The organism is Trichlorobacter sp. (assembly GCF_030247655.1).
Taxonomy (GTDB): domain Bacteria; phylum Desulfobacterota; class Desulfuromonadia; order Geobacterales; family Pseudopelobacteraceae; genus Trichlorobacter.
This window is the reverse complement of the sequence record NZ_JAOTRZ010000258.1, coordinates 1-3,810: the sequence shown is the minus strand read 5'-3', so window position 1 is coordinate 3,810 and position 3,810 is coordinate 1. Positions and strand designations below refer to the sequence as shown.

General features: G+C 51.9%; 3 protein-coding genes and 1 pseudogene. All 4 read left to right on the top strand.

The window, feature by feature from the left end:
* Window positions 1-601: tRNA preQ1(34) S-adenosylmethionine ribosyltransferase-isomerase QueA (gene queA, locus OEL57_RS15150; RefSeq protein WP_300741603.1), on the top strand; the 601-nt coding region annotated here is incomplete at its 5' end.
* Window positions 602-606: 5 nt separating this feature from the next.
* Window positions 607-1,743, top strand: a complete 1,137-nt coding sequence (gene tgt / locus OEL57_RS15145) for a tRNA guanosine(34) transglycosylase Tgt (protein ID WP_414718534.1) — start codon at window positions 607-609, stop codon at window positions 1,741-1,743.
* A gap of 9 nt (window positions 1,744-1,752) precedes the next feature.
* Complete coding sequence (yajC, locus tag OEL57_RS15140) at window positions 1,753-2,082, top strand: preprotein translocase subunit YajC (protein WP_414718535.1); 330 nt, start codon at window positions 1,753-1,755, stop codon at window positions 2,080-2,082.
* A 127-nt stretch (window positions 2,083-2,209) separates the two neighbouring features.
* Window positions 2,210-3,802: pseudogene (gene secD, locus OEL57_RS15135) on the top strand (protein translocase subunit SecD).
* Window positions 3,803-3,810 lie beyond the last annotated feature (8 nt).

Sequence of the window (3,810 nt, the reverse complement as noted above, 5' to 3'; positions counted from 1 at the left end):
GATCGGCCAGATGCCGATTCCGCCCTATTTGAACCGTGCATCAGAAGAGCTGGATCGTGAGCGGTATCAGACCGTGTATGCGGCTGAGTCCGGCGCAGTTGCCGCGCCCACTGCCGGGCTGCATTTTACGTCACACCTGCTGGACAGGATCAAGGAAAAGGGGATCCAACTGGCTGCAGTTACCCTGCATGTTGGATTAGGTACCTTTCAACCAATACGGGTAGAGCGGGTGCAGGATCATATCATCCATCGTGAACGTTACGCTATTCCTCCTGAAACTGCTGCTGCAGTTGCAGCAACAAAACAGCGGGGAGGACGGGTGATTGCAGTGGGGACCACCGCCTGCAGAACACTTGAATATGCTGCAGATGCAGCTGGTCAGGTACAGCCAGGTAAGGGGGAGGCGGATATCTTCATCTATCCTGGTTATCGCTTCAAGGTGGTGGATGTGTTGGTTACCAACTTTCACCTGCCTGAATCAACCCTGCTGATGCTGGTCTCAGCCTTTGCTGGCCAGGAATTTGTTTTAAATGCCTATCGCAGAGCTGTGCAGGAAAAATACCGATTCTACAGCTATGGCGATGCCATGCTGATTGTGTAGGAGTAGTGGTGCCGGATCATTTCAGATTGTTGCATCAGGATACAGGCTGCCGTGCCCGCACTGGTATCATAGCGACCCCCCATGGTGAGATCCAGACCCCGATTTTCATGCCGGTCGGTACCAGTGCATCGGTTAAGGCAATGCGGCCTGAGAACCTGAAAGATGCCGGTGCCCAGATTATCCTGTCCAACACCTATCACCTCTATTTGCGGCCAGGACATCGTCTGGTGGAACAGATGGGGGGGCTCCACAAATTTATGGCCTGGGACAGGCCTATCCTGACTGATTCAGGCGGTTTTCAGGTCTACAGTCTGACTGAGCTGCGCAAGATAACGGAGGAAGGGGTGAAGTTCCGCTCCCATATTGACGGTTCCATGCACCTGCTGACACCGGAGCTGTCAATCAGGATTCAGGAGTCACTTGGTGCAGATATCATCATGTGTTTTGATGAGTGTCCGCCAGCCGAGGCAGATCGGAAGTATGTTGAACGTTCCCTGGCCATGACCACTCGTTGGGCAGGGCGGTGCAAGGATGCCCATAGTCGTATTGATCAGCTGTTGTTCGGTATTGTGCAGGGCGGTCGCTTTGCGGACCTGCGCCAGCGCAGTCTACAGGAACTGCAGGAGATCGGATTTGACGGGTATGCCCTTGGAGGGCTGTCAGTAGGGGAAACAAAGCCGGTTATGCATGAGGTGATGGATGCCTGCAGCGACCTGCTTCCCCCTGATCATCCCCGTTATATCATGGGAATTGGCACACCAGAGGATCTGGTTGAGGCGGTCTGGCGGGGCTATGATATGTTTGATTGCGTCATGCCGACCCGTAATGCCAGAAACGGGATGCTCTTTACCAGCCAGGGCAGGCTGAACATCAAGCGCAAGCAGTACGAGGATGATCAAGGGCCGATTGATCCAACCTGTGACTGCTACGTCTGTCAGACCTATAGCCGTGCCTACCTGCGACATCTGTTTCGTTCTGGCGAGATTTTGTCATCCATGCTAAATACACATCACAACATCGCCTGGTATCTGAACCTGATGGCTGGGATGCGAGAGGCGATTACACACGACAAATTTGAGGCTTTCCGTAAGGAATTTTACCACCACCAACAAACAGAAACTGAAAAACAAAAGGAGGAGTAAACGATGATGATGAACATGCTTGGAGTAGCCTATGCAATGGCACCACCGGCCGGAGGGACAGGGGCTGCAGCTGCTGGACCAGCTCAGTTGTTAGGGACATTTGGTCCTCTGGTTGCCATGTTTGCTATTTTTTATTTTCTGTTGATCCGCCCTCAACAGAAAAAGGCTAAAGAGCACAGGGCCATGATTGAAGCGCTTAAGGTTGGCGATAGTGTCAAGACCGCTGCCGGTATTCACGGTAAGATCATAGCTGTTGAAGATCAGGTGGTGACCCTTGAAATTGCCACTGGTGTTAAGATCAAGATAGACAAGCCGTTTGTTACCACTGTTGTAAAGTAACTGATTAATCATCCCCCTCAGTCCCCCCTTATCAGGGGGGATGTTGAAACTCTTTCCCGGATATTTTCCTCCCCTGACAAGGGGAGGACGGGAGGGGTTAAAATACTTTTTAGAAGGAGCCGTGCCAATGCCTAAGGGAGCCGGATGGCGCATCGCCCTGATCATTGCTTTTGTTGCCCTTTCCTGCATCTATCTGGTGCCAACCCTGTCTCCCAACCTGCCTGAGTGGTGGAAAGGGATGTTACCCAAGGACAAGATCCATCTTGGTCTTGACCTGCAGGGGGGGACCCATCTGGTGCTTGAGGTGGAGACAGCCAAAGCGGTTGAGGGAACCCTGGATCTGGTTGCAACTGACCTGGAAGATACCCTGAACAGTAAAAATCTGCGTTTCAAGCGGGTCGGTCGTACTGGCAGCGACAAGGTGTCGATTGTCATGTACGAAAAAGATACTGCTGCTGCTGTTCAGACACTGATTAAGGACAAGTTCCGCGACTATGAAATTATCCCCACGGTTGAAGAGGGGGGGATGGTTGGTGTTGCCCTGCGGATGAAGGAACAGGATATTCAGGATCGCTAGGATAAGGCGGTTGCCCAGGCCCTTGAGACCATCCGTAACCGGATTGACCAGTTTGGCGTATCAGAGCCGGTGATTGCCCGTCAGGGTATCAACCAGATCGTGGTGCAGTTGCCTGGTATCAAAGATCCACAGCGTGCCATTGATCTGATCGGTCGTACGGCACGTCTTGAATTCAAGATGGTTAAGGAAGGGGTTTCCCCCACTGGTGGCACGATTCCGGAAGACAGTGAAGTGTTGTATGAAAAGCACACTGATTCCACTACCGGTGCAACTACGGAGATCCCGCTGGTGGTACTCAAGAAGGCGTTGATCACCGGTGACCTGCTGACCGATGCACAGGTGCGGATTGACTCCCAGTTTAATCAGCCCTATGTGGGGATTGAGTTCAATTCGTTGGGAGCGCGTCTTTTTGACCAAATTACTGCTGCCAACGTGAACAAGCGTTTTGCCATTGTGCTGGATAATACTGTTTACTCTGCCCCGGTCATCCGGGAGCGGATCTCTGGCGGTTCTGCCCAGATTTCCGGTAACTTTACCGAAAAAACCGCCTCTGACCTGGCTATTGTACTGCGTGCAGGCGCTTTGCCAGCTCCGGTCAAGATCATCCAGAATGTAACCGTTGGTGCGTCATTAGGTAAGGACTCCATTGACAAAGGGCTGATGGCCGGTGCCATTGGTGTGGCTCTGGTTATTGTGTTCATGGCGATCTACTACAAACTGTCCGGCATGGTGGCCAACCTGGGTATGGTGCTGAACATCCTCTACCTGATGGGGGCCATGTCTGCCCTTGGAGCAACCCTGACCCTGCCCGGTATTGCGGCTATTGTGTTGCTGGTCGGTATATCAGTTGATTCCAACGTGATTATCTTTGAACGGATTCGTGAAGAACTGCGTCTTGGTAAATCTCCCAAATCTGCATTAGAGGCCGGTTATGACAAGGCCTTTTTGACCATCATGGATTCCCACGTCACTGCCCTGATTACTGCTGCGGTGCTGTTTCAGTTTGGTACCGGTCCGGTCAAGGGATTTGCAGTCTCTTTGAGCCTTGGTATCATTATCAACCTGTTTACTTCTCTGGTGGGCACCAAGGTGATCTTTGATCTGTTTCTGCATAAAGGAAACGTTAAAAAGATGAGCATATAAAGGCTGTC